Annotated in this window: 26 protein-coding genes; 12 read left to right on the top strand and 14 right to left on the bottom strand. The window is 68.8% G+C overall.

Annotated elements, in window-relative coordinates; genetic code table 11:
* The first annotated feature begins 118 nt into the window (after positions 1-118).
* A complete protein-coding gene (locus ACE3TL_RS01060; RefSeq protein ID WP_374576804.1) occupies positions 119-1228 on the top strand; it encodes an Mrp/NBP35 family ATP-binding protein in 1110 nt (369 codons plus the stop codon).
* Between the two features lie 42 nt (positions 1229-1270).
* On the opposite strand, the gene ACE3TL_RS01055 is transcribed toward ACE3TL_RS01060, so the two are convergent.
* The 6 genes from ACE3TL_RS01055 to ACE3TL_RS01030 form a co-directional block, all read right to left on the bottom strand.
* A complete protein-coding gene (locus ACE3TL_RS01055) occupies positions 1271-2683 on the bottom strand; it encodes an MFS transporter (RefSeq protein WP_374576803.1) in 1413 nt (470 codons plus the stop codon).
* An 88-nt stretch (positions 2684-2771) separates the two neighbouring features.
* On the bottom strand, positions 2772-4202 hold the full coding sequence (locus ACE3TL_RS01050) for an MFS transporter (RefSeq protein WP_374576802.1): 1431 nt from the start codon (positions 4200-4202) through the stop codon (positions 2772-2774).
* 165 nt (positions 4203-4367) lie between these two features.
* Positions 4368-5273, bottom strand: a complete 906-nt coding sequence (locus ACE3TL_RS01045; RefSeq protein WP_374576801.1) for an SDR family NAD(P)-dependent oxidoreductase — start codon at positions 5271-5273, stop codon at positions 4368-4370.
* A gap of 117 nt (positions 5274-5390) precedes the next feature.
* Positions 5391-6356, bottom strand: coding sequence for an HlyD family secretion protein (locus ACE3TL_RS01040; RefSeq protein WP_374576800.1), 966 nt, complete (start codon positions 6354-6356; stop codon positions 5391-5393).
* Between the two features lie 7 nt (positions 6357-6363).
* Positions 6364-7113: an ABC transporter ATP-binding protein gene (locus ACE3TL_RS01035; RefSeq protein ID WP_374576799.1), complete on the bottom strand. Its 750-nt coding sequence runs from the start codon at positions 7111-7113 to the stop codon at positions 6364-6366.
* Positions 7110-8252, bottom strand: coding sequence for an ABC transporter permease (locus tag ACE3TL_RS01030; RefSeq protein WP_374576798.1), 1143 nt, complete (start codon positions 8250-8252; stop codon positions 7110-7112). The genes ACE3TL_RS01035 and ACE3TL_RS01030 overlap by 4 nt, the downstream gene beginning before the upstream one ends.
* 167 nt (positions 8253-8419) lie before the next feature.
* Between ACE3TL_RS01030 and ACE3TL_RS01025 the strand changes: the two genes are divergently transcribed.
* Together ACE3TL_RS01025 and ACE3TL_RS01020 are read left to right on the top strand one after the other, a co-directional pair.
* Positions 8420-10492, top strand: a complete 2073-nt coding sequence (locus tag ACE3TL_RS01025) for a S46 family peptidase (RefSeq protein WP_374576797.1) — start codon at positions 8420-8422, stop codon at positions 10490-10492.
* A 338-nt stretch (positions 10493-10830) separates the two neighbouring features.
* Positions 10831-11151 carry a DUF6665 family protein gene (locus ACE3TL_RS01020; RefSeq protein ID WP_374576796.1) on the top strand — a complete coding sequence of 107 codons (321 nt, stop codon included), beginning with the start codon at positions 10831-10833 and terminating at the stop codon, positions 11149-11151.
* Here ACE3TL_RS01020 and ACE3TL_RS01015 read toward each other — a convergent pair.
* Both ACE3TL_RS01015 and ACE3TL_RS01010 read right to left on the bottom strand, forming a co-directional pair.
* Positions 11148-11630, bottom strand: a complete 483-nt coding sequence (locus ACE3TL_RS01015; RefSeq protein WP_374576795.1) for a MarR family winged helix-turn-helix transcriptional regulator — start codon at positions 11628-11630, stop codon at positions 11148-11150. The two genes, ACE3TL_RS01020 and ACE3TL_RS01015, sit on opposite strands and share 4 nt — an antisense overlap.
* Positions 11627-12046: an organic hydroperoxide resistance protein gene (locus ACE3TL_RS01010; protein WP_374576794.1), complete on the bottom strand. Its 420-nt coding sequence runs from the start codon at positions 12044-12046 to the stop codon at positions 11627-11629. The genes ACE3TL_RS01015 and ACE3TL_RS01010 overlap by 4 nt, the downstream gene beginning before the upstream one ends.
* Positions 12047-12222: 176 nt before the next feature.
* Here ACE3TL_RS01010 and ACE3TL_RS01005 point away from each other — a divergent pair, with 176 nt between their 5' ends.
* From ACE3TL_RS01005 to ACE3TL_RS00995, 3 genes are read left to right on the top strand one after another with little or no spacing between them, the layout of a single operon-like run.
* On the top strand, positions 12223-13500 hold the full coding sequence (locus tag ACE3TL_RS01005; RefSeq protein WP_374576793.1) for a NupC/NupG family nucleoside CNT transporter: 1278 nt from the start codon (positions 12223-12225) through the stop codon (positions 13498-13500).
* Between the two features lie 14 nt (positions 13501-13514).
* Positions 13515-14132 carry a glutathione S-transferase family protein gene (locus ACE3TL_RS01000; RefSeq protein ID WP_374576792.1) on the top strand — a complete coding sequence of 206 codons (618 nt, stop codon included), beginning with the start codon at positions 13515-13517 and terminating at the stop codon, positions 14130-14132.
* Positions 14129-14590, top strand: a complete 462-nt coding sequence (locus ACE3TL_RS00995) for a molybdopterin-binding oxidoreductase (RefSeq protein WP_374576791.1) — start codon at positions 14129-14131, stop codon at positions 14588-14590. The genes ACE3TL_RS01000 and ACE3TL_RS00995 overlap by 4 nt, the downstream gene beginning before the upstream one ends.
* Positions 14591-14596: 6 nt before the next feature.
* On the opposite strand, the gene ACE3TL_RS00990 is transcribed toward ACE3TL_RS00995, so the two are convergent.
* Together ACE3TL_RS00990 and ACE3TL_RS00985 are read right to left on the bottom strand one after the other, a co-directional pair.
* On the bottom strand, positions 14597-14845 hold the full coding sequence (locus ACE3TL_RS00990; protein WP_374576790.1) for a hypothetical protein: 249 nt from the start codon (positions 14843-14845) through the stop codon (positions 14597-14599).
* Positions 14845-15309: a PaaI family thioesterase gene (locus tag ACE3TL_RS00985; protein ID WP_374576789.1), complete on the bottom strand. Its 465-nt coding sequence runs from the start codon at positions 15307-15309 to the stop codon at positions 14845-14847. Before ACE3TL_RS00985 ends, ACE3TL_RS00990 begins: the two co-directional genes overlap by 1 nt.
* A 90-nt stretch (positions 15310-15399) precedes the next feature.
* On the opposite strand from ACE3TL_RS00985, the gene pcaF reads away from it, so the two are divergent.
* The 6 genes from pcaF to ACE3TL_RS00955 are packed head-to-tail and all read left to right on the top strand — an operon-like array spanning position 15400 to position 20225.
* A complete protein-coding gene (pcaF, locus tag ACE3TL_RS00980; protein ID WP_374576788.1) occupies positions 15400-16608 on the top strand; it encodes a 3-oxoadipyl-CoA thiolase in 1209 nt (402 codons plus the stop codon).
* A gap of 2 nt (positions 16609-16610) precedes the next feature.
* Positions 16611-17135 (top strand): hypothetical protein, encoded by a 525-nt coding sequence (locus ACE3TL_RS00975; RefSeq protein WP_374576787.1) that lies wholly within the window; start codon positions 16611-16613, stop codon positions 17133-17135.
* 13 nt (positions 17136-17148) lie between these two features.
* Positions 17149-18297, top strand: a complete 1149-nt coding sequence (locus ACE3TL_RS00970; protein WP_374576786.1) for an acyl-CoA dehydrogenase family protein — start codon at positions 17149-17151, stop codon at positions 18295-18297.
* A gap of 2 nt (positions 18298-18299) precedes the next feature.
* Positions 18300-18590, top strand: coding sequence for a DUF3253 domain-containing protein (locus tag ACE3TL_RS00965; RefSeq protein ID WP_374576785.1), 291 nt, complete (start codon positions 18300-18302; stop codon positions 18588-18590).
* Between the two features lie 16 nt (positions 18591-18606).
* The gene (locus tag ACE3TL_RS00960) at positions 18607-19191 is read left to right on the top strand and encodes a uracil-DNA glycosylase family protein (RefSeq protein WP_374576784.1); all 585 of its coding nucleotides are present in this window, start codon (positions 18607-18609) and stop codon (positions 19189-19191) included.
* Complete coding sequence (locus ACE3TL_RS00955; protein ID WP_374576783.1) at positions 19188-20225, top strand: lysophospholipase; 1038 nt, start codon at positions 19188-19190, stop codon at positions 20223-20225. Before ACE3TL_RS00960 ends, ACE3TL_RS00955 begins: the two co-directional genes overlap by 4 nt.
* Before the next feature lie 11 nt (positions 20226-20236).
* On the opposite strand, the gene ACE3TL_RS00950 is transcribed toward ACE3TL_RS00955, so the two are convergent.
* The 4 genes from ACE3TL_RS00950 to ACE3TL_RS00935 all read right to left on the bottom strand — a co-directional run bounded on the left by ACE3TL_RS00950 (position 20237) and on the right by ACE3TL_RS00935 (position 25074).
* A complete protein-coding gene (locus tag ACE3TL_RS00950) occupies positions 20237-20452 on the bottom strand; it encodes a hypothetical protein (RefSeq protein WP_374576782.1) in 216 nt (71 codons plus the stop codon).
* Position 20453: 1 nt separating this feature from the next.
* Entirely contained in the window at positions 20454-21806 is a 1353-nt protein-coding gene (locus tag ACE3TL_RS00945; protein WP_374576781.1) for an MFS transporter, read from the bottom strand.
* Between the two features lie 130 nt (positions 21807-21936).
* Positions 21937-24198, bottom strand: a complete 2262-nt coding sequence (locus tag ACE3TL_RS00940) for a TonB-dependent receptor (protein ID WP_374576780.1) — start codon at positions 24196-24198, stop codon at positions 21937-21939.
* Positions 24199-24339: 141 nt separating this feature from the next.
* Positions 24340-25074, bottom strand: a complete 735-nt coding sequence (locus tag ACE3TL_RS00935) for a hypothetical protein (protein WP_374576779.1) — start codon at positions 25072-25074, stop codon at positions 24340-24342.
* Positions 25075-25086 lie beyond the last annotated feature (12 nt).

The following is a 25086-nucleotide window of genomic DNA, read 5'->3' as shown; positions in this document are numbered from 1 at the left end:
GCGTCGTCTTGCTTTCGTGTCGGCGCGGCCGCGTCGTTCGCCCAGGCCTGGGCTTGTAAACCGGCGCTGTGAGCCGGATATGTGGCCCAACTCCGGTTAAAGCAAGACAAAGGCCAGCATGCAGCCGACAATCCCAGACCGCGAGGCGCTTCTTTCCGCCCTGGATCGCGTGCTCGACCCGAAGACCGGCAAGGGGTTGTCCAGCGCCGGCATGGTCCGTGGACTGAGCATCCGCAACGGCCGCGCCGGTTTCATGCTGGAGGTTCCGGCCGGAGAGACCGCCCTCTATGCGCCGGTGCGCGATGCGGCCGAGGCGGCGCTCGCCGCCATGCCGGGGGTGGAGAAGGCGCAGGTGGTGCTGACCTCCGAACATGCGTCGGCCGCGCCCGCCGAAGGCGTGACGCGGGTGCGCAAGGGGGCGCGGGTGACGCCCGACCCGCGCGCCGCGGCCGCGCCGCCGGTCGATGCTGCGCGCCCCGATCACGTCAAGCGGGTGATCGCGGTGGCCAGCGGCAAGGGCGGGGTCGGCAAGTCGACCATCTCGGTGAACCTGGCGGCCGCCTTTGCAGCCCAGGGCCTGAGCGTCGGGCTGCTGGACGCCGACGTCTACGGCCCCTCGGCGCCGCGGATGCTGGGGATCGACGGCGAGCCGGCCTTCGTGGACGGCAAGCTGCAGCCGCTGGAGGCCTGGGGGCTGAAGGTGATGTCGATCGGGTTCCTGGTCGACGAGGGCGCGCCGATGATCTGGCGCGGGCCGATGGCCAGTTCGGCGGTCCGCCAGATGATGAACGACGTGGCTTGGGGCTCGGAAAGCCGGCCGCTGGACGTGCTGGTGGTCGATCTGCCGCCGGGCACCGGCGACATCCAGCTCACCCTGATCCAGAAGATGAAGATCGACGGGGTGGTGATCGTCTCGACCCCGCAGGAGATCGCGCTGATCGATGCGCGGCGGGCGGCCTCGATGTTCCGCAAGACGGCGACGCCGATCCTGGGGGTGATCGAGAACATGGCCTTCTTCAGCGACCCCAGCACCGGCGCGCCGATCCCGATCTTCGGCTCGGGCGGGGCCAAGGCCGAGGCGGAGAAGCTGGGGGTTCCGGTGCTGGCCGAGATCCCGCTGGAGGTCGCGCTGCGCCAGGCCTGCGACGACGGCCGGCCGATGACCGCCACCGACCCAGGCAGCCCGGCGGCCAAGGCCTTCCTGGCCGCCGCGAAGGCGCTGGGGTGAGGCGGGGCTTGGCCCCCGCGGACGGGGGCGCAAGCGCAGCGCTTATTTTCGTTCGTCGGTCGCCAGGCTGACGCCGCTGACGGTCTCCAGCAAGCCGGCCTGGGCGGCCAGGGCGTCGCGCTCGTCGAGCTGGTGGCGAATCTCGGCGTGGCGCTTGGCGTCCAGCTTCCACCCGATCACCGCGCCGCCGCCGAAGAACACCAGCAGAATCGGGGCGAAGACGTAGCAGAGCTCCAGGCCATGGATGGCCTGCGGGGTGTTCACCGCGCCTTCGGCGGCGTCGTAGCCGACGATGTCGAGGACGGTGAAGCTGATGCCGACGGTGATGGCCGAGCCGATCTTCTGGGTGGTGGTGACCAGGGCGTAGAGCAGGCCGACGCGCTCCTTGCCGGTCTCCAGGCGCACCTCGTCGGCGACATCGGCGACCATGGCGCGGACCAGCAGGATGAAGGCCGAGGAGACGAAGCCGACCGACATCATGCCGGGAATGGCGAGCTGCATGGCCGCCGGCGGGATCAGCATCAGAGCCGACTGGGTGATCGCATAGGCCACCGTCGAGACGATCAGGGTCCGGTGCTTGCCGATCTTCTGGGCCAGCCAGCCCCAGAAGATGGCGCCCAGCAGGCCCGCGGCGATGAAGAACACCAACAGCACGCCGGTCTGCTGGCCGGTGTAGCCGCGCGCGTCGTGGAAGAAGAACAGGTAGAGCGCCGAGGTGGTGCCAGGGCCGAGCGCCAGGAACAGGTCGGCGAAGACCAGGCGCGCCATCTCCGGGCGGCGGATCAGGTTCCAGTAGTCGGCCAGGGTCACCTTCTCGCGGTCGTTGTCGGGGGCGACCCGTTCAGGGGTGATGAGCACGCAGAGGGCCAGCGTCACCGGAATGGCGATGATGCAGAACCAGCCCATGGCGTGGACGCCGCTGGCGCCCTCGCCTTGCTTGCCGAGCGCCAGCGGCAGCAGCAGGATCAGGACGGCGCCAACCACCCCGACAGCCTGGATGATCCCATAGACCCGCGAGCGGTCGTTGTAGTCGGTGGCGAGCGAGGCGCCCCAGGCCGCCTGGGAAAGCGTCAGGATCGAAACGCCGAGATAGAGCACCAGCAGCCAGCCGATGAGATAGGGCTCGCCCGCGCCGGCGCGCGCCATGAACAGCATGTAGGCCGCCAACATCACGATCGGCGCGCCCAGCACCAGCCAGGGGCGATAGCGGCCCATGCGCAGATTGGTGCGGTCCATGGCCATGCCCAGCAGCGGGTCGAGGGCCAGGTCGATCAGGCGTACGATGGTGAAGGCCCCGCCGACGGCCGCCAGGGACAGGCCGATCTGACTGGCGAAGAAGCGCGGGAGGTAGACCGCCATCACCAGGCCGATGGCGGCTATGGGCAGGGCTGTGGAGGAAAACGCCAGAACGACGGGCAGAGGCAGCCGTGTGCTGCCGGGGGCGGAATTCGCCATGATCGCCTCAAATATCTAGCCCCTTTGAAAATGTGCGGGGCGGGAAGGAAAATCGGCGGCCCGAGACCGGGCCGCCGCAAGCAGAAGGTTACTGGCCGGCCTGGGCCGGAACTGGGTTGGCGGCCTCGACGGTGATCGTCTCCAGGCCTGGGTCTTCGTCGTAGAGCGCGTCACGCTCGTCGAGCTGGCGGCGAATCTCGGCGTGGCGCTCGGCCCCCAGGCGGTAGCCGATCATGCAGGCCCCGCCCAGCATAACGAACACGATCGGGCCGATCAGATAGGCCAGTTCGAGGTTGTGGATCGCCTGGGGCGTGTTCACCGCGCCCTCCTTGGCGATGTAGCCGACGCGCGAGAGCACGAAGAAGGTCAGGCCGATGGAGAAGGCGCCGGCGATCTTCGTGGTCATGACGGTCATGGCGTAGAGCAGGCCCGAGCGCTCGCGGCCCTGTTCCAGCCGGACTTCGTCGGCGATGTCGGCGGTCATGGCGCGGGTCAGCACGTTGAAGCCGGCGGCCAGGAAGCCTGCGACGAACATGGGGACGACGCCGACCGCCATGTTCCCCTGCGGGATCGCCATCAGCGAGATCAGGGCGAGGGAATAGCCGGTGGTGGCGACCATCACCGCGCGGTGCTTGGAGATCTTGGTCGCCAGGCGGCCCATCAGCGGCGCGCCGGCGAAACCGGCCAGGATGTAGACCGCCAGCAGGATCGAGGCCTGGCCGGTGGTGAAGCCACGGCTGTCGGTGAAGAAGAACAGGTAGAGGGCGCTCATCCAGCCCGGGCCGAGCGACAGGCAGAGGTCGGCTAGCAGGATGCGGGCGAAGGACGGGCGGGCGATCAGGGCCGCATAGTCGCGCAGGCGGAAGCTGTGGCCGGGGACTTCGGGCGCGATCTTCTCGGGCGTGCGCCAGATGACCAGGGCCACCGCTAGCGGCGTCAGGAGGAAGATCAGCCAGCCCATGGTGGCCACATTGCCGGAATCGGCCGCGCCGCGGGCCTCGTTGACGATCGGGATGCCGAGGATGGCGGCCGCGCCCAGCACGCCGATGGCGGTGATCACCCCGAACAGGCGCGAGCGGTCGTCATAGTGCGGCGCCAGCGTCGCCGCCCAGGCCACGTGCGAGAGGGTGAGGATCGAGTTGCCGAGGTACATGACCAGCAGCCAGAAGATCAGATAGGCCCGGCCCACGCCGGTCGGCGGCATGAACAGGAAGTAGATGCCGGCCATCAGCACCGGCGCGCCGAGGATGGTCCACACCCGGTAGCGGCCCCAGGCGGTGCGGGTCTTGTCCATCCCCCAGCCGAGCAGGCCGTCGATCGGGATGTCGATCATGCGGACGAGGAAGAAGGCTGCGCCGACGACGGCGAGATCGACGCCCAGGTGGCTGGCGTAATGGCGAGGCAGGAACACCGAGATCGCGATCGCCACCGCCGAAATCGGCAGACTGGTCCCGGCGAAGGCGAGGGCGGTGGAAAGCGGCAGGCGTGCGGTTCGCCGCGCCGTGGGGGCCTGAGGCAAGTCTGTTTTCTCCCTATCGAAGACCGCGCCTCTGAGGGACGCTGGCCGGGCGATAGGTTACGCGCGATCACCTAGGGCGCCGCAAGTGAATTCGTCGAAACAAAAACGGGCGACGTTCCGCAAGGGAACGCCGCCCGCTCAAATTGCGCCTATGACGTGTAGCGCCTAGCCGCCTTGCAGCTTACGGAAGAACTTGCCGCTCTGCTCGCCGCCGTTGACATAGGCCTGCTGGCCGGCCGGGTCGGAGATCTTGGCCCAGTTGTCGCGGACTTCCTCGACAGACAGGCCGTCCTCGCCGAGATAGACGCCCTCGGTCTCGTAGATGCGCGACAGGGCGAAGGCGCCGGCGCCGGCGGTCAGGATCGCGCCGGTCGGGGCTTCTTCGGAGGCCAGGTAGACGACGCCGGGCGTGACGTATTCCGGCTTGAGCTTCTCCAGCACCGGGGCCGGCATCAGGTTCTCGGTCATGCGTGTGGCGGCGACCGGGCTGATGGCGTTGATGTGGACGTTGTTCTTCTGGCCTTCGAGCTTGATAGTGTTCATGAAGCCGATGATGCCGAGCTTGGCCGCGCCATAGTTCGATTGGCCGAAATTGCCGTAGAGGCCCGACGAAGAGGTCGTGACCACGATGCGGCCGTAGTTCTGCTCGCGCATGATCTCCCAGACCGCCTTGGTGGGCTTCACGGTGCCCATCAGGTGGACGTTCAGGACCAGCTCGAAGTCGGCCAGCTCCATCTTGGAGAAGGACTTGTCGCGCAGGATGCCGGCGTTGGCGATCAGGATGTCGATGCGGCCCCAGGCGTCCATGGCCTGCTTGACCATCAGGGCGACGCCGGCGTCGTCGGTCACCGACGAGCCGTTGGCGATGGCTTCGCCGCCGGCGGCCTTGATCTCGGCGACCACGGCGTCGGCCGCGGCGGACGAGCCGCCCGAGCCGTCGACCGAACCGCCCAGGTCGTTGACCACCACCTTGGCGCCGCGGCGGGCCAGTTCGAGGGCGTGCTGACGGCCAAGGCCGCCGCCCGCGCCGGTCACGATCGCGACTTTACCGTCGAAACGGATGTCCGCCATGGAAGTCTCCCATCCAAACAGGGGTTTGAAATTCGCCGCGGTTTGTGCGGCGCGGACGGGATGACGTCAAGCGTTCCAATCCTTGCCTGGAGGGGAGCCTCGTTCGGCTGTCGAAGCCTAACGCGCCGCCAGGGCCTGGGCGCCGCCGCGCATGAACTTCACCAGCACCCGCTGACCGATGAGGAAGGGGGCGCTGTCGGCGCTGACCACCACCTCGACCACGCGGTCGTCGGCGCGTTCGGTCGGGTCGTCCGACTGCAGCTTGCGGGCGCCGAAGACGGCGGCGCGGCGCAGGACCTTGCCGGCGTAGACCTTGGTCGGCTCGGACTCCGGGGCGATCTGCACGGTCTGGCCGATGACCACGTGCGGCAGCGAGCCTTCGGCGATCTCGGCGCGGACGATGCGCGGGGCGTCCGGTTCCAGGTCGAACATGTTGGAGACGTTCAGGGTCGAGGCGCCCGAGCCTGGATTGGCGTAGCGGCGCGCGATGCGGCCGTCGGTCGGCGCGCGGATCACGGTCAGTTCGAGATTGTAGCGCGCTTCCTCCAGCGCAGCCTGGGCGGTGGCGACGGCGGCGCGCTGGGCCTGGAGGTTGGCCTGGGCTTCGCGAATCCGGTCGGCGGCCTGGTCGACTTTCTGGGCGGCGACGAAGTTGGTGGCCACCAGGCCTTGCAGGCGCCTGTGCTCGCGCTCGGCGACCGAGAGCTGGACCTGGTATTGCGCCATCTGGGCCTTGGCCTGTTCCACCGCGGCGGCGGCGCGGGCGGCCGAGAGCTTGGGCTCGTCGTCCTCCTGGCGGGCGAGGATCTGGCCCTTGGCCACCTTGTCGCCTTCCTGGACATAGACCTCGCGCACGATGCCGGCCCGGCGGGCGGCGACCTGGATCATGCCGCCCTCGACATCGGCCTTGCCGTTGGCGACGGCGACGAAGGGGCTTTTGGGCGCGGCCGCGGCGGCGACCCTGGCCTCCGCCGCTTTCCTGGCCTTGGCCTGGCTCGACAGCACGGCCGCGCCGCCGCCCAGGAGGACGAGCGCTGCGACGAGCGCGATCTTGATGCGGTGAGATCTGACGAAGTCGAACATGGTCTCTTCAGGCTCCGACGAGCTCGGGATGTGGGCCGCGAACGCCTGCCGGCGCCGTGCGGCGGTCGTCGAGGATGCGGCCGTCCTCGATGTGGATGATGCGGTCGGCATAGGCTTCCAGGCGCGGATCGTGGGTGACGCAGATCACCGCAGCGCCGTGGTCCTTGGCCGCCCGTTGCAGAAGCTTGATGACGATCTGGCCGTTCTCGCCGTCGAGGGCGCTGGTCGGCTCGTCGGCGAACAGCAGCCGCGGCTCCTTGGCCAGGGCGCGGGCGATGGCCACCCGCTGCTTCTCGCCGCCGGAAAGCTCGGCCGGGCGCTGGTCGAGGCGGGCGCCGAGGCCGACCTCGGTGAGGGCGAGGGCCGCGCGCTCCTTGGCTTCGGCGGGCGAGTATCCCTTGTATTTCAGGATGGTGGTGACCTGTTGCAGGGCGCTGAGCGCGCCGAACAGGTTGAAGCCCTGGAAGATGAAGCCACAGTGATCGAGGCGGAACTTGTCGATCCTGCCGGGCCGCAGGTTCCAGAGATCCTCGCCCAGGGCGGTGACCTGGCCGGCGTCTGGCCGCAGCAGACCAGAAAGCGCCGCGATCAGGGTCGACTTGCCAGAGCCGGACGGGCCCATGACCATGGTCATCTCGCCATGGCGGCAGTCGAAGTCGACCGACTTCAGCACCTCGATGTGGGTGCGGCCGGTCTTGAAGCGCTTGACCAGGCCGGTTCCCTGCAGGGCGATCGGATTGAGCGGGGAAGCGGTCATCGCAGCAGGTCCGCCGGCTGGCTCTTCTTGAGGACGCCCAGGGCCATCAGGCCGGAGGCGAGCGAGATCACCATCAGCAGCACGGCGACGGCGCCGACCCAGGCGGGCGGAAAGCCCATGGGCAGGCCGCCGCTCCTGGCCAGCAACGAGACCAGGAATGTGAAGAGGGCGGTGGCGCCCAGTCCGACCACCCCGACCCAGAAGGACAGCTCCAGCACGATCAGCCGCAGTGAGCCCATGGAGACGCCCAGCGCCCGCAGGGAGGCGAATTCCTTGATGTTGGCGAGGATGGCGCCGCGCAGCGTCTGCGAGGTGATGCCGACCCCGATGAGGAAGCCCAGGAACACCGAGAAGCCGAGGAAGACGCCGATGATCTGCTCCTTCATCAGCGCGCCCTCGTTGGCCTTGGCCAGTTCGTCGCGGGTCCAGGCGCGATAGGCGCCCTTGGCGCTGGCGTTGAGCTGGTCGCGGACGATCCCCGCCTGGGCCGAATCCTTCAACCGGACCATCAGCGGGCCGGTCTTCTCGCCGCGCTCCATCATGCCGAGGCGGCGCAGGGTGTCGCGCGAGACGACGATGGAGGCCTGGTTGATGTCGGGATAGCCGTCCAGCAGGGCGCGGACGCGGACCGCCTTGCCGTTAACGGTGGCGGTGTCGCCAAGCTTCACGCCCAGCCGGCCCAGGGCCGAGCGGTCGATGGCGATGGCGTTGGGCTCCATCAGCGCCAGGCGCACGCTTTCGGGATAGTCGACCGGCAGGGTGAGGGCGCCCGGCTCGGTGTCGACCATGTTGACCTGGACCCAGGTGGTGACCTGCTTCTGGCCGTCCAGCGGCTGGTTGGTCCAGCGGCCGCCGCCGCCGTCGAAGCTGGCGACCTCGGCGACATTGGGATTGAGGTAGAGCTGGGGCCCGATGCGGCGCGGCAGGCTGGAGGGGCCTGAATTGACCAGGCTTTCCGACTTGGCCGGCATGATCATCAGGTCGGCGCGCGAGCGGTTGATGGTGGCGGTGGCCGCCTGGATCATGCCGGTGAACATGCCCACCTGGGCGAGGATCAGCAGGCCGGAGAAGGCGAGCGCGATGACGGCCGCCAGATAGCGCCGCCATTCGAAGATCAGTGTCGCAAGAGCCAGTGACATGGCGCGCCCTCCTGGGCTCAGGATGTGAGCCGGACGGGCTGAAGAACCTAGTTAAATCGAGGTAAGGCAGGCCGCCTGCGCCCCTGTTCAGCCGCGGGCGCCGGTGTTACGGAGTTACATCCGGCGGGCGGTCCTGGGCGCCCGCGTCATCCTGGGTAGCCTCAAGCATGATCCGTTCGCGTTCCGCCGCAGGCCTCGGCCTGGCCGCGGCGTTCCTGTTGCCCGCCGCCCCTGCCCTGGCCGACGAGGGCATGTGGACCTTCGACAATTTCCCGCTGGCCAAGGTCAATGCGGCCTACGGGCTCAAGCTCGACCAGAAATGGCTGGACCGCGTGCAGGCCGCCTCGGTGCGCCTGACCACCGGTTGCTCGGCCTCGGTGGTTTCGAAGTCGGGCCTGGTCTTCACCAACCACCATTGCGTGGTCGAATGCGTCCAGGACCTCTCGTCCGGCGACAAGGACTTCGTGCAGGACGGCTTCATGACCGCCTCGCGCGAGGACGAGAAGACATGCCCGGGGATGCAGGCCGAGATCCTGGCCTCGATCACCGACGTGACGAAGCAGGTCGCCTCGGCGGCGGCCGGCAAGAGCGGCCAGGACTTCGTGCGCGCCCGCGACGCGGCGATCACGGCGGCCGAGCAGGCCGGCTGCGGCGATGATCCCGGCGTCCGCTGCCAGGTGATCAGCCTCTACCGCGGCGGCCAGTACAAGCTTTACAAGTACCGCAAGTATTCGGACGTGCGCCTGGTCTTCGCGCCCGAGTTCGCCACGGCCTTCTTCGGCGGCGATCCCGACAACTTCAACTTCCCGCGCTACAATCTCGATATCGGCTTCGTGCGCCTTTACGAGAACGGCAAGCCGGCGGTCACGCCCCAGCACCTGACCTGGGTCGGCCGCGCCCCACAGGCGGGCGAGGCGACGTTCGTTTCGGGCAATCCCGGCTCCACCAACCGCCTGATGACGGTCTCCCAGCTCGAGACCCTGCGCGACCTGACCATTCCCGTCGGCCAGCTTCAGCGCTCGGAAATTCGCGGCCGCCTGATCCGCTTCTCCGAGGAGGGCCCCGAGCAGAAGCGCGTGGCCACCGATCCGCTGTTCGGCATCGAGAACTCGTTCAAGGTGTTCTTCGGCCAGCAGTTCGCGCTGAACGACAAGGCCTTCATGGACGCCAAGCGCGCCGAGGAAGCCACGCTGAGGGCCAAGGTCGCCGCCGATCCCAAGCTGGCCGCCGATATCGGCGACCCGTGGACCGACATCGAAAAGGCCCAGGCGGCCTATGCGAACAATTACCTGCGCTATCGCCAGATCGAGGGCGGGGCGACCTATTCGCACCTCTACGACTATGCCGAGACGCTGGTGCGCGCCGCCCAGGAGCGAACCAAGCCCAGCGCCGAGCGGTTGCCCGAATACGCCGACACCCGGCTGTCGCTGCAGGAAAAGCAACTGCTCGACGCCAAGCCGGTCGATCCGGCCCTGGAAGAGACCTATCTCGGCTTCTGGCTCTCCAAGACGCGGGAATATCTCACCACCGACGACCCGGCGGTGAAGGCCCTGCTGGGCAAGGAGAGCCCCGAGGGTCTGGCCAAGCGCGTCGTCGCCGGCTCCAGGCTGGGCGATCCGGCGGTGCGCAAGGCGCTGTGGGACGGCGGCCTGGCGGCGATCGAAGCCTCGGACGACCCGATGATCCAGCTCTTCCTGCGCAACGATCCGGCCGCGCGCGCCGTGCGCAAGGCCTGGGAGACCGAGGTGCAGGGCCCGACCGACGCGGCCGCCGAGCGGGTGGCGCGGGCCAAGTTCGCGGCCTATGGCGATGCGGTCTATCCCGACGCGACGTTCAGCCTGCGGCTCTCCTACGGCAAGGTCGACGGGTGGACGTATCGCGGGACCACCGTGCCTCCGACCACCGACTTCGCCGGCCTCTACGAGCGCGCCACCGGGGCCGAGCCCTACCAACTGGCGCCGCGCTGGATCGCGGCCAGGGACAAGGTCAATCCGTCCACGGTCTACAACTTCGTCACCACCAACGACATCATCGGCGGCAATTCCGGCTCGCCGGTGGTGAACGCCAGGGGCGAGGTGCTGGGCGCAGCCTTCGACGGCAACATCCACTCGCTGGGCGGGGCCTTCGGCTATGACGGAACGATCAACCGCACAGTGGTCGTGGCGACTTCGGCGGCGACCGAGGCGCTGGACAAGGTCTACGGCCGCGCGGCGCTGGTGAAGGAACTGACGGGGAAATAGGGGTTCCTCCTCTCCCATCGCGATGAAAGATGCTCCCTCAGAAGGCAGGGCTATCGCATACGGGTGTCCTCCCGGTTTGCGAAGCAAGACCGGGACCTATGAACACAGGCGGTTCAGAATCCGTCTCGGCGGCGCCAGAGCCTGAAAGCTCAGGCGTTCATGGATCCCGGATAAGCGCTGCGCGCTTTCCGGGACGACACGCGAAGTGGGCTACCGCCGCTTATCGGAGCCATATGCGATTGCCCTGCCCCAGAGGGGGGAGCATCTAACGGGCGAGGTGCGGGAGCGTTCGCAAAGGCTCGGCTTGCCGCGGGGGCGGCGTGCGGCATACTCGCGGCATGTCCAATCTCCGCATGCCTCAGAGCGCGCTCGGACTGACCTTCCAGACCGGGGCGAGCATCCTCGACTACGAGATCCAGGAGGAGCGCGGCTACGCCCTGGGTGTTGCGGGCCGCAAGGTGGAGGTTGCGTTGCAGGCCCTGCGCGACTTCGACGCCGGGGGCGGGGAGGGCGAGCGCGCCGATCTGCTGAAGGCCGCCGCCAAGGCGGTGTGGCACTATTTCATCCAGCGCGAGGCCTGCGGTATCCGCAACCAGCGTCCGGCCATCGAGCATTACGGCATCCCGCGCGAGGTGCTGGCGCGGCTGGGCGCCAGCTAGGGCTGCTGGGCCTTCATGCGGCGGGCCAGGGCCTGCAGGGTCGCGCGCAGGGACGCTATGTCCTGGGCAGGCAGGTCCAGGCGGCAGGCGAGGGCGGCGGGAATCTCCGCGGCCTTGTCCTTGAGGGCCGCGCCGGCGGGCGTCAGGGCGATCTGCACGCGGCGCTCGTCATCGGCGTCGCGGGTGCGGGTGACGTAGCCGGCCGCTTCCAAGCGCTTGAGCAGCGGCGTCAGGGTGCCGGAGTCGAGCTCCAGCGCCTGGCCCAGCGCCTTGACGGTGCGCGGCGCCTGCTCCCACAGGGCCAGCATCGCCAGGTACTGCGGATAGGTCAGGCCCAGCGGCTCCAGCAAAGGCCGGTAGGCCCGGGTCACCAGGCCGCTGGCTGCGTAGAGCGCAAAGCAGAGCTGGTTGTCGAGGGCCAGCAGGTCGCCGGCCGCGGGTGCGGCCGGCGTCTTGGAAGGGGCGGTCTTCGTCGTCATCGCGCCGTTACGGATATCCCAACATCGACGTTGCCGCGAATAGCGTTGGAATAGGGGCAGACCTGGTGGGCGGCGGCGACCAGCGCCTCGGCCGCGGCCTGGTCGAGCCCCTGGGTCTCGGCGTCGAGCGCGACGCCCAACTGGAAGCCGCCGCCCTCGCGCGGGTGCAGCTCGACGGTGGCGGTCACCGCCGCGCCCTTGAGCGGGATCTTCTGCTGGCCGGCGATGTAGCGGACCGCATTTTCGAAACAGGCGGCGTAGCCGGCGGCGAACAACTGCTCGGGATTGGTCCCGCCGCCCTTGCCGCCCAGTTCCTTGGGCAGGGCGAGGTCGAGGCTGAGCAGGCCGTCCTGGGATTCGACATGGCCGGCGCGGCCGCCGACGGCGCGGGCCTGGGTGGCGTAGAGGATGCTCATTAGATTTCTCCAAATTTAATTGTACACAACTAAATAGGCGGCAAATCGGAATCGTCAAGCCTGCGACGGCGGCGCTTGCCTCGCCCGGCTCGGGCGTGACAATTGCGGCGAGGACGCTGCAAGCATCCGCGCGGCGGGTAGATTTGGGTCGCTGGGGAGCGATCCGGGGGCCATGAATGTTCCGAGCTGAAAACGCCCAGAGCCTGGCGGGGCTAGGATTCGTCGTCGCCGTCTGCTGGGCGCTATCGGAGAACAAAAGGGCCTTTCCGTGGAAGCTGGCCCTCGGCTCCATCGCCGTGCAGATCGGGCTGGTGCTGTTGCTGTTCGGTCTGCCGGGCGCCCAAGGGCTGATCCAGACGGTGAACGACGGCGTCGACGGCCTGGCGGCGGCGACCGCCAAGGGCACGCAGTTCGTGTTCGGCTACATGGGCGGCGGCGACCAGCCCTATCAGGTGACCAACACCGGCGCGCTCTTCGTATTCGCCTTCCAGGTGCTGCCGCTGATCCTGGTGATCTCGGCGCTGTCGGCCCTGCTCTGGCATTGGGGGATACTCAAGCTCATCACCCGGGCCTTCGGCCTGCTGTTCCAGAAGACCATGGGGCTGGGCGGCGCCTCGGCCCTGGCGGTGGCGGCCAACATCTTCCTGGGCATGATCGAAAGCCCGATCGTGATCCGCGCCTATCTCGACAAGCTGACCCGTTCTGAGCTGTTCCTGATGATCGTGGTCGGGTTGGCGACGGTGGCCGGCTCGACCATGGTGGCCTATGCGACGATCCTGAAGGCGGTGCTGCCGAACGCGGCGGCGCACGTGCTGGTCGCCTCGATCATCTCGGCTCCGGCCGGCATCCTGCTGGCCCGGATCATGGTGCCGGAGAAGGCGGGCCAGGGCGGCTTCTACGCCGACTACGGCTCGCTGCTGAAATACGACAGCTCTATCGACGCCATCAGCAAGGGCACGATGGACGGCCTGACCGTGGTGCTGAACATCTCGGCGATCCTGATCGTGTTCGTGGCCTTCGTGGCGATCGGCAACGGCCTTCTGTCGGTGTTTCCGCCGGTGCTGGGCGAGCCGCTGACGGTCGAGCGCATCCTGGGCGTGGTGTTCGCGCCGCTGGCCTGGGCCATGGGCGTCCACTGGGACGAGGCGCTGAAGGCCGGCTACCTGCTGGGCGTGAAGCTGATGCTGACCGAGTTCATCGCCTTCATCCAGCTCGGCGCGGTGCCGGTCGAGGAGATGAGCGAGCGCACCCGGATGATCATGACCTATGCGCTCTGCGGCTTCGCTAACGTGGGGTCAGTCGGGATAACCGTGTCGGGCATGGGCGTCTTGATGCCCGAGCGGCGCAACGAGATCATCGGCATGGTGTGGAAGGCGCTGGTCGCCGGCTTCCTCGCCACCTGCATGACCGGGGCGCTGGTCGGCGCCATGCCCCGGGAACTGTTCGGCCAATAGCCCGGAGAACCGCGATGAGACTCTACGACACCGCCTATGCGCCCAATCCGCGGCGTGTCCGCTGGTTCCTCGCCGAGAAGGGGGTGGACGACATCGAGATCGTCCAGCTCAACCTGCTGCAGGGCGAGCACAAGCAGCCCGGCTATCTGTCGCGAACCACCCTGCCCAACGTGCCGGCGTTGGAGATGGATGACGGGACGACCATCACCGAATCCGTCGCCATCTGCCGGTATCTGGAAAGCCGCTATCCCGAGCCCAACCTGTTCGGCCGCACGCCGGAGGAGGCCGCCGTGATCGAGATGTGGCTGCGGCGGGCGGAAATGCTGGTGGCCAATCCGTTCATGATGGCGGTGCGCCACACCCATCCGGCCCTGGCCGCGCTGGAGGCGCCCAACCCCCAGGTCGGCGAATACAACCGCGAGGTGGGGCTGAAGGGCTTGAAGGTGCTGGACCGGCGCCTGGGCGAGAGCGAATGGCTGGCGGCCGACCGCCTGACCATCGCCGACATCATCGCCTTCGTCGGCATCGACTTCACCCGGATGATCAAGCTGCCGATCCCCGAGGACCTGGCCAACCTGCATCGTTGGGCGGACGTGATGCGCGCTCGTCCCGCGGCCAAGGCGGGCATGTGAGGGCGCTGCTGCTCGGCCTGGCGCTGGCGGCGGCGCCGGCCGTCGCGGGGGCGGCCGACCTGACCGTGGTCGCGCCCAGCGGGGCGGTGAAGGTGCTGGGCGAGGCCGATCTCGCCGGCCTGCCGCGCGAGACGGTGAAGATGGGCGCCAAGGCCTATGAAGGACCGGTGCTGAGCTATGTGCTGCGCGCCGGCGGCCTGCCGGTCGGCGCCAGGCTGCACGGCGAGCCGTTGCGGGCCTTCGTGGTGGTGCAGGGCGCGGACGGCTTCAAGGCGGTCTATTCGCTGGCCGAACTCGACCGCGACTTCCACGACGACGTGGTGATCCTGGCCGACAAAGCGGACGGCGCGCCCCTGGCCGCAAAGGAGGCGCCGTGGCGGTTGGTCTCCGGCGGCGACCGGAAGGCCTGGCGCAGCGTCTACGGCGTCAGCCGGATCGAGGCGAAGATCGCGCCCTGAGCGCGGCTAATCTTCCTTCAGCGCCCGCCAGATCGTCCGGGCGCCGAAGGCGCTCAGCAGGCCCGCGAAGATGCACATCACGATCTCCATGGAGAGATCGGCGACCTGCGTCGCGGCGGTGGGCTTGTGCGCGCTGCTGATCGCCGCGAACAGCACGAGGTCGGTGGCCATGAACAGGAACACCGGCCCGGCGACCAAGACCATGATGGCCGAAGGCGCCAGCCGCCGGGCGGTTTGAGCGTCGAGCTTCTTCATCACGCGGTCCGCGGCCGGGTCTTCTTGATGATGGCCGAGAAGTTCATCACCGGCTCGCCGCCGGTGGTGATGAGGCCGCGGACGAACACCATGCTGCGGGCGGCCTTCACCACCTCGCCGCGGCACTCGACCAACGCGCCCTCGGGGACGGCGCCGACGAAATCGCCGTTGAACTGGGCCGTGACGCTGCGGCTGTCCTGCAGGTCGTCGCGGGCGATCACGAACAGGCAGTAGTCGGCGAAGGTCATGATGGCGCCGCCATGCATGAAGCCGCCGCCGTTCATGTGATGCCGCTCGGCGCGCATGGCGCACACGCGTTGGCCGCTGTCGTCGACGCGATAATAGAACGGCCCGGCGTGGTCTTCGAACGGGTCATTGCCGTAGAGCACCCAGCCGGCCCATTCGCCGTCCTTGACGACCTGATGCTTCCAGCCGCCGATCTCGAGTTCTTCGCCGCCGTCCATTCCGTCCCCTGACCCCTATGAAGGGTTTGCCCGCTGCGCCCTCAAACACTAGTTTGCAGCCCGAAGCGAACTAGGCGGCGGGGACATAGGATGCAAGGCCGGACTGTCTATCTCTGTGGCGGGCTGCGCACGCCGATCGGCCGCTATGCCGGCGCCCTGTCGAAGGTTCGGGCCGACGATCTGGCCGCCTATCCCTTGCGGGCGCTGATGGCGGCCTATCCCAAGCTCGACTGGGCGAGGGTCGACGAGGTGATCTACGGCTGCGTCAATCAGGCCGGCGAGGACAACCGCAATGTGGCGCGCATGGCGCTGTTGCTGGCGGGCATGCCGCAAACCGTACCGGGCATGACGGTCAACCGCCTTTGCGCTTCGGGCCTGGATGCGGTGATCGCCGGGGCGCGGGCCATCGCCTCGGGCGATTCCGATCTGATCGTGGCCGGCGGGGTGGAGAGCATGAGCCGCTCGCCCTTCGTGATGGCCAAGCCAGACGCCGCCTTCTCGCGCAGCCCGGAAATCTACGACACCACCATCGGCTGGCGGTTCGTGAACCCCGCGCTGAAGAAGGCCTATGGCGTCGACGCCATGCCCGAGACGGCCGAGAACGTGGCCACCGACTACCAGATCAACCGCGAGGACCAGGACGCCTTCGCCCAGCGCAGCCAGGCCCGCGTCGGCGCGGCCCGCGCCCAGGGCTTCTTCGAGGGCGAGATCACGCCGGTGACCATCAAGGACCGCAAGGGCGAGACGGTGGTGAGCCAGGACGAGCATCCGCGCCCCGACACCACCCTCGATGCGCTCTCGGCCCTGAAGCCCATCGTGCGCGAAGGCGGTACGGTGACGGCCGGCAACGCCTCGGGCGTCAACGACGGGGCCGCGGCCCTGCTGCTGGCCAGCGCCGACATGGTGCAGAAGCTGGGCCTGGAGCCGCTGGCGCGGATCGAGGCGGGCGCGGCAGGCGGCGTCGCCCCGCGGGTCATGGGCGTGGGTCCGGTGCCGGCGGTCGAGAAGCTGACCGCGCGCCTGGGGATCAAGGTCGGCGACTTCGACGTCATCGAGCTGAACGAGGCTTTCGCCGCGCAGGCCCTGGCCTGCACCCGCGCCTGGGGCCTGGCCGACGATGCGGCCCATGTGAACGCCCATGGCGGGGCCATCGCCATCGGCCACCCGCTGGGCGCCTCGGGCGCGCGCATCGCCCTGACGGCGGCCCGCACCCTGAAGCAGACCGGCGGCGAGCGCGCCCTGGCGACCATGTGCGTCGGCGTCGGCCAAGGCTCGGCCCTGGCCCTGGCCAAGGCCTGACCGTGCGGCGGGCGGCGATCGCCCTGGCGGCCCTCGCCTTGGCCGGCGCGGCCGTCGCCCAGGCGCCGCAGATTCCGCTGGAGGCGCTGAAGGCCGCCGGGCTGGATCCGGAGACCAAGGTCGCCGAAGGTCGCCTGCAACTGATGACCGGTCAGCGGGCGACGATCGGCCTGGATGACGCCGGCCAGCCGCAATTGGTGGAGGTCGAAGCCGGCCGCATCGGCATGGCCGCGCCGGACGGCCAGGAAACCTACAAGGGGACTGGCGCGGGCAGGCTCGCCTTCGCCCTGGACGCCTCGGTCGAGAAGCGCCAGTCGATCCTCAAGGTCTGGAACGGCCTGACCCGGCCGCTGGCCTACGAGGCCGAGATCACCGCCCTGCGCGGCGGCAAGCTGATGAAGAAGGCGAGCACGATCTGCGCCGTGCCCGCCGGGGCGGTGGGCTATGAGGTCTGGCCCGATCCAGTTATCAGCGTCACCCTCTCCAAGTTCGCCGAGACCCCGGCGGATCAGCACGTCTGCCAATAGCCGAGATACCGCCATGGCCCTGGACCTCGAAACCCGCGAACAGCTCATCGACACCGTCCGGCGGTTCGTCAGCGAACGGTTGCGCCCGCTGGAGGCGCAGGTCGCCGAGAACGATGCGATCCCCGGCGAGGTGATCGAGGAGATGAAGGGCCTCGGCCTGTTCGGCCTTTCGATTCCCGAGCAGTTCGGGGGCCTGGACCTTTCCATGGAGGACGAGTGCCTGGTCGGCGTGGAGCTTGGCCGCACCAGCCCGGCCTTCCGCTCGGCCTTCGGCACCAATGTCGGCATCGGCAGCCAGGGCCTGGTGATGTTCGGAACCGAGGCCCAGAAGGAGAAGTACCTGCCGGGCATCGCCTCGGGCGAGATCATCACCTCCTTCGCCCTGACCGAGCCGGAGGCGGGGTCCGACAGCGCCAACGTCCAGACCCGCGCCCTGCGCGACGGCGACCATTACGTGCTGAACGGCTCCAAGCGGTTCATCACCAACGCCAACAAGGCCGACCTGTTCACGGTGATGGCCCGCACCGATCCCGGCAAGCCGGGCGGCGGCGGGGTCAGCGCCTTCCTGGTCGAGCGCAACCTGCCGGGGCTGTCGGTCGGCAAGCCCGAGAAGAAGATGGGCCAGCAGGGCGCGCACATCTGCGACGTGGTGTTCGACAATGTCCGCGTGCCGGCCGAGAACCGCCTGGGCGGCCAGGGGGAGGGCTTCAAGGTCGCCATGCAGGTGCTGGACCGCGGCCGGCTGCACATCTCCTCGGTCTGCATCGGGGTGGCCGAGCGGCTGATCGCCGACTGCGTGGCCTATGCGACCGAGCGCAAGCAGTTCGGCCAGACGATCTCGAACTTTCAGCTCGTCCAGGGGATGATCGCCGACTCCAAGACCGAGGCCCTGGCCGCCAAGGCCCTGACCATGGAGACCGCCCGCAAGCGAGACGCGGGCCAGAGCGTCACCATGGAGGCGGCTGCGGCCAAGTACTTCGCCTCGGAGATGGTCGGCCGAGTGGCCGACCGCGCGGTGCAGATCTTCGGCGGCGCCGGCTATGTCGCCGACTATGGGATCGAGCGCCTCTATCGCGACGTGCGCATCTTCCGCATCTACGAAGGCACCAGCCAGATCCAGCAGGTGGTCATCGCCCGCGAAACCCTCAAGCGCGGGGGCTGAGCATGGCCGTCGACATGGAAGCGGTGATCCTGGACGTGCTGGGCAAGCTGGCGCCGGGCAAGTCGGCCTCGTCCGAGGAGGTGGCGCGCGCCGCCGACAACGAGAACTGGCGGCGCCTGACCGGTCATGTGCGCAACACCGCGCGGGGCCTGGCGCGCCAGGGCAGGATCGTCATCACCCGGCACGGGAAACCTGCCGATCCGGAAAAGTTCAAGGGCGTCTATCGGCTGCGCCTGCCCATGGAGGGCGACCAGCTTCCGGCGCCGCAGGCGGTGGACGCGCCCGACGCTTAGGACCATATCGGCGGGCATGGGCCTGCCCGAACTCCTCGACGAAATCCGCGCCTGCCGCGCCTGCGCCGGCGAGCTGCCGCACGAGCCGCGGCCGGTGGTGTTCCTGCGCCGGCAGGTGCGGTTGCTGATCTGCGGCCAGGCGCCAGGGCGGCGGGTGCACGAAAGCGGCCTGCCGTTCACGGACGCTTCCGGCGACCGTCTGCGCCAGTGGATGGGCGTCGATTCCGAAACCTTCTATGGCCGGCCGGAGATCGGGGTGGCGGCCATGGCCTTCTGCTTTCCCGGCACCAACCCCAAGGGCGGCGACTATCCGCCGCCGCCGCGTTGCGCCAAGCTCTGGCGGGCGCCGCTGCTGGAGCATCTGCCCAAGGTCGAACTGACCTTGCTGGTCGGCGGCTACGCCCAGGCCTGGGCGCTGGGCGACAGGGCCAAGGCCAACATGACCGAGACCGTCCGCGCCTGGCGGGACTATGCGCCGGACTATCTGCCGTTGCCGCATCCCTCCTGGCGCAACACCGGCTGGCTGAAGCGCAATCCGTGGTTCGAGGCCGAGGTGACGCCTTATCTTCGCCAGAGGGTTCGGGAGATTCTCTGCGGGTGAGACGTCTCGCCGCCATAGCCGCCGCCTTGATGCTGGGCGCTTGCACCCCCTTGATGGTGCAGCAGGCGGGCGCGCCGCCGACGGGCTTCTTGGGGCCGCGGCTGGAGGCCGACGCCTTCGTCAGCTTCGATGGCGCGCGGCTCGGCCTCACCCGCTGGGAGGCCCAAAGCCCCCCGCGGGCGGTGGTCGTCGCCCTGCACGGCATGAACGACTACGCCAACGCCTTCCACCTGGCCGCGCCCTACTGGGCCGAACATGGCGTGACGACCTTCGCTATCGACCAGCGCGGCTTCGGCCGCTCGCCCCACCGCGGCGTGTGGGGCGGCGACGACCTGATGGTCCAGGACCTGCGGACCCTGACCTCTGCTGTGCGGGCGCTGTTTCCGGGCGTCCCGGTGGTCGTGGCCGGCGAAAGCATGGGCGGGGCGGTGGCGATCGAGGCGTTCGCCTCGGACCAGCCGCCGGCCGCCGACCGCCTGATCCTGATGGCGCCGGCCGTCTGGGGCTGGTCGAACCAGCCGCTGCCCTATCGGACCATGCTGTGGATGGCGGCGCATTTTACGGCCGGCAAGGTCTACGAGCCGCCGCGCTGGCTGACCAGGCGGGTGAAGCCGACCGACAATATCGAGGAACTGATCGCCATGGGGCGCGATCCGCTGATGACCTGGGGCGCGCGGTCCGATGCGCTCTATGGCCTCGTCAGCCTGATGGAGAGCGCCTGGAGGTCGACCGGTGAGATCGAGGTTCCCGTCCTCTATATCTATGGGGCCAACGATCAGATCATCCCCAAGGAGCCGTCGTTCGAGGCCGCGGAACGCCTGAAGCCCACCGACCGCTCGGCCTTCTACGCCAAGGGCTGGCACCTGATGACGCGCGACCGCCAGGGGCCGGTGGTGTGGGACGACCTGCTGTCGTTCATTCTCGACCCTGCCGCGCCCTTGCCCTCCGGCGCGCCGCGCATTCCAGGCTCGCCCACCCTGCCCAATGCGCCGATCTCGGCGGAGGCGGCGACCGGACGAGGTCCAGGGGCTTAGAGGCGGTCGCTTCAGAGCAGGCGCGGCAGCAGGAAGAGCGCCGCAAGACCCAGAGCCACCGCCGCCAGGATCAGTCCGGCGTGCCTGCGCCCGCCCAGCATCGAGCCGCCCGACTTCGCCAGCCGGGCGGCCTTCTCCCTGGCCGCCTTTTCGGCGGCGGCCTGGGCCTGGGCCGCCTTGCGGCGGGCGGCCAGGTCGATGATCTCGGGTTCCTTCTCGGGCCTCATGTCACGGATCCAGCGTCGCCGCCGCCAGCCGGGCCTTGCGCGGCTCCTTCACCACCGTCAGCAGGATGATCAATCCGACGACCAGGAAGCCGATCGAGGCGCCGAAGACCACGTCGAAACCGTAATGGTCGGCGACGAAGCCGCCGACCAGCGGGCCGAGCGAGGCCATGATGCCCTCGGCGGTCGAGGAGATGGCGATGCGCATCGGCATCTCGGCCCGGGAGCCGAACTCCAGGATCATGGTCTGGGCCGCCATCATGTAGCCGGACTGCGCCCCGCCCAGGCCGAAGAAGGCCAGGAAGATCGCCCAGGGATGGTGGTTGATCATCAGCAGCGCTGTCGCCGCCACCCAGGCCGCGAGCGAGGCGACCAGCACCAGCCGGAAGCCCGTCTTGTCCCCGAGATAGCCCCAGAGCAGGTTCGACAGCGTGTCGGCGCCCAGGAAGGCCAGGCTGAGCAGGCCCAGCGTCTTGCCGTCGAGCTGCATCGAGGACGAGACGTAGATGATGTAGAACGGGGTGGCGATCCGGCTGGCGGTGGCCACCATCTGCACGACCAGGAACCAGGCGTAGCCGCGGTCCGACATGATCAGGCGCGGGAAGTCCTTCACCCGGTCGCGGAACCTCGCCTGGGCCGGGAGGTTGGGCGGCTCCGGCTCCTTGAGCAGGATCTGCAGCGCCCATAGGCCCATGCTGGTCAGGAAGGCGGCCAGGGCGAAGGTCGTGGCGTAGCCGTTGCCGAAGATATTGCCCTGGATGAGATATTTCCCGGCGGCCCAGGCGAGGATCGCGGCGATCAGCCCCCCTGTGGCGTTGCGCCAGGCCTGGAGGCGGCCGCGCCGGCTGAGCGGGATCACCTTGGCCATCAGCAGGCCGAAGACCACCCGCTGGGTGCCCATGAACAGCCCGAACAGGAACATCAGGACCAGCATGGCCACGACCAGCGGCTTGTCCGACATGAACCATCCGGCCAGGGCCATGCCGACGATCTGGACGCGGGCGAGGCCCCCCATCCAGATGGCCGCGGGCATGACCTTGGTCCGGTGTTCGATCTGGGTGGCGCCGAAGATCGGCGAGATCACGCTGCCGACCTGCTGCAGCGCCAGGCCCAGGCCCACGATGGTATTGGACCCGGAAATCATGTGCAGATAGGCGGGCAGGAAGGTCGGCGCGTTGATCAGGCGAAAGCCGGTCATGCCGAGCATGCCGTGCAGATAGTTGCCGATGTAGTTGCGCTTCAGATTGTCCCAGACGAACTTCTCGTAGGCGGCTTCCTTTTCCGCCAGGGTCGGTTCGACAACGCCACGCTCGGACGCGGGGAGATCCGCGTCCTCCTTATCAATTCTTGCTTCCAACAGCGTTCCGCCCGCGCGCGGATCGCAAATGGGTCGCGCGGGCGACTCCCTAATTTTAACGGCTAAATATAATGCCGAACTCGTACCAGAGTCCGGCGCCGCAGGGGAAGGGCCGTCGGCTGCGCGGCCCCTACCAATTGGCCTCGAGGATCACGCCGAGCACGCGCGGCGCGCCGAACATCGCCCGGTTCGAGAAGGGCTGGACGTACTGGACATGGGCCTCGTCGAAGACGTTGTTCCCGAAGGCCGAGAGCGTCCAATGGTCGGCCTGATAGCCCAGCTTGGCGTTGACGATGGTGCGGGCGTCGAGACGCGAGGCGGCCTGATCGACGCCGGTCACGCTGAAGGCGCTGCTGCGATAGCTGGCGTTGACCCCCGCGAAGAGGCCGTTGTCCCAGCGATAGTCGCCGCCGACCGCGGCGGTCCAGCGCGGGGCGAAGGCGAACTCCGAATCGGAGAGATCGGCGGTCAGGCTGCCGGCGGCCACGGTGAAGTCGTCGAACCGGGTGCGGCTGTAGCCGGCCGAACCGTAGAGGCCCCACCTTTGGCTGGGGCGCCAGGCGGCTTCGACCTCCGCGCCGTAGAGGTGGGAGGAGCCAGCGTTTTCGGTCTGGGTGTCGTAGATGCTGGCGCCCAGGTTCACCTGCACCTGCTGGTCGCTCCAGTCGACATAGTAGGCGTTGGCGTTCAGGGTCAGGGCCTGATCCGGCCAGGCGGTGCGCAGGGCCAGTTCGTAGTTCCAGGTATATTCCGGATCGTAGGCGACGATGCCGGCGCGGGCGACGTTCAGGCTGACCCCGCCGGAGCGATAGGCGCGCTGGGCCGTGAAGCTCAGCGAGGCGTCGTTCGTCAGGTCGTACTTCAGGCCGACCTTCGGCAGGAAGGCCTCGAAGTCACGAGAGGTCTTCGGCTGCGAGGCGCCGGCCTGGGCGACGTAGAGCGCCACCACCTGGTTGAGGCCGGCGATCACCGGCGCCATCGGGCCGAAGGCGGCGGGGTTGGGATAGGCGCCGTCGAAGCGGGCCGACTGGCGCACGGCCAGGCTGCTCTCCTCGCGGTCGTAGCGGAAGCCGGCCAGCAGCCAGGCCCGGTCGGTCAGGCGGAACCGGCCGTCGGCGAAGATCGCCGCGGTGGTCACCGTCTCGGGCGCGTCGCCTCGGAAGTCGATGGTGAGCGCGGGGAGGGCGGCGACATAGGCGCCGGCCACGGCGTTGGCGTTGGCGAAGGGCAGGCCGAAGGGCGGGCTCATCAGCACGCCGACCAGGGTGGTCTGAGGCGTGGCGACATTGGTGAGCGAGGCGATGGCGTCCTTGCGCTCGCGGCGGCTGACATAGAGGCCGGCCAGGCCCTCCAGCCGCTCGCCCCGATAGTTCAGGCGCAGCTCCTGGGTGGCGGTGGAGATGGTCTCGTTCTCCACCGCATGGGCGATGTCGGTCGGCCCGCCGTCGATGTCGTAGCGGCCGTAGCTCTCGACCTTGTCCCAGGCGCTCACCGACGAGAGGCTGAGGCGGTCGCTGAGCGCATAATTGGCCGATAGGCTGACGAGGTTGGAGGTGACGTCGTTGTCGCTGGGAAAGTCGCTGTCGGTGATGCGGTCCTCGAAAGCGTCGGGGCGGTCGGTGCGGGCGTAGCTGTAGACGAAACCGCCCTCGCGCTCGTCGTGGATGACGCTGGCGCGGACGGTCAGGCCCGGCGTCGCCGACGGGGTGAGCAGCAGCTTGCCGCGGACGGTGGTGGCGCGGACCGGGTCCTCGTCCGTCTTGCGGGTGGTGTTGTAGATGAAGCCGTCGGCGTCGCGGTCCTGCACCGACAGGCGGAAGGCGAGCTGGTCGGCGACGATGGGGCCGCCGAGGGCCAGGGCGTAGGACTGTTCCTGGCGGTCGGAGAGCAGGAGGCGGGCCTTGGCCTGCCAGTCCCAACTCGGGTCCTCGGTGTTGATGACCACGGCCCCGGCCAGGGCGTTGCGTCCCTGGAGCGTCGATTGCGGGCCGCGCAGGATCTCGACCTGGCGCACGTCCCACATGTCGAGCACGCCGGAGATCATGCCGCGCTCGGGAATGGCCGCACCATCGATATAGACGCTGGCCAGCGCGCCCGAGCCCCCGCCCGAGACGTTGGAATTGGCGATCCCGCGGATGGTGAAGCCCTCGCCGCCACGGGTCTCGGCGACGTTGACTGTGCGGTTGAGAATGTCGGTCAGCGACTGGATGTTCGCCGTCTCGATCCGCCGGGCGTCGACGACCGCGACGCTGGTCAGGGTGTCCTGCAGGCTGCGCGGCGCCTTTTCGCCGGTGACGACCAGTTCCTCGACCGCGGGCGCGGCGTCCTGGGCATGGGCCAGGGCGGGAAGCAGGGTCGCAAGGACGCCTCCGGTAAGGGCGAGACGGAACATGGGAACAATACTCCAGGCGCGCCGCGTCGCCGGTCCAGCGGCAGGCGATCGCCGCCGGAAGTGACGCGATCGGCCGTTCGGGCGCTGAACGGCGCGCGCAAAATCTCCCAGATGGGTTAAGCCTTGGTCTTCAAGCTCGGCTCATCGATCCCAGAGGTTGCGGTCGGCGACGGCGGCCTCCACGACCTCCATCACCGGCCCCAGTGGAATGCAGCGGCCGAGGCGCTCGGCCTCGTAGGTGGCGACATAGATGCCGATCCATTGCAGCAGGGTGCGGTCGCCGCGCTCGGCCCGCAGGGCGACGGGGCCGCCCGAGCAGCCCGCGCCGCCGATCCCGTCCACATGGAACGCGAAGGGGTTGAGCCGATAGTCGCTGGCCAGGGTGAAGCCGCGGGCGATGGGCGCGGCCTTCAGGATCGCAGCGCCACCCGGAAAGCCGTAGATCACGCCGGCCGAACCGGTGGTGAGCGGCAGGCCCTCGGTCACCACGTCGTAGTCGCCGAAGCGTCCGGGCCAGTTGATCGCCTGGGGCCGGGCCGGCAGCCGCACTGGAACCGCCGCCACGTCCAGCGAGGCGTCGAGCGGGTCCATGTGCCAGCGGAAGCGCGGCGTCCGGCCGTCATAGAGGCTGAGCTTGAGGCCGAGCGCCTCGCATTCGAGGTCGTGACCATAGGTGTCGGCCCAGGTGTCCTCGGTCCCCCGGTTCTTGAAATAGAAGGCGCCGGGCTGCAGCAGGCAGTGCAGGGCGGTCAGCACCAGATAGCGGTCGGCCTCGACATGGAAGAGGAAGCCGGAGAACACCTGATGCGGCTGGCCCGACTTGCGGCGGGTGAGGAAGCGCGGCGCGGCTTGGGCGAACGGGTCGATCAGGTCCATGGGCGCAAGGCT

The organism is Phenylobacterium sp., from assembly GCF_041920015.1.
Lineage (GTDB): Bacteria > Pseudomonadota > Alphaproteobacteria > Caulobacterales > Caulobacteraceae > Phenylobacterium.
This window is presented reverse-complemented; position numbering and strand designations above follow the sequence as displayed.